The 361-nt window shown below is 63.4% G+C and carries 1 protein-coding gene; it reads right to left on the bottom strand.

From position 1 onward, the window contains the following. Positions 1–361: Gfo/Idh/MocA family protein (locus tag AC1Q80_RS30895; RefSeq protein ID WP_492362950.1), on the bottom strand; the 361-nt coding region annotated here is incomplete at both ends.

Raw genomic sequence — 361 nt, 5'->3', positions numbered from 1 at the left:
CACGAACAGCGCATCGCTGTCGTCGGCCGCCTTCTTCAGCTTCTTCGCATCCGACAGCGTCGAGGTCAGCGGCTTGTCGCAGATCACATGGATGCCGCGCTTCAAAAACTCTTTGGCCGCTTCATAGTGCACGTGGTTGGGGGTGACGATCGCCACCGCCTCGATGCCGTCCTTCAGTTTGGCCTCGCGGATCGCCATCTGCTTGAAGTCGGAATAGACCCGCGACGGATCAAGCCCGAGTTCGCGCCCCGAACTTTCGGCCTTCTCCGGTGTCGACGACAGGGCGCCGGCCACCAGCTCGTAGTGATCGTCGAGCCTCGCTGCGATGCGGTGCACCGCGCCGATAAAGGCGCCCGAGCCG

It is taken from the genome of Ensifer sp. GW823-FHT05D09, assembly GCF_058795755.1.
This window is presented reverse-complemented; position numbering and strand designations above follow the sequence as displayed.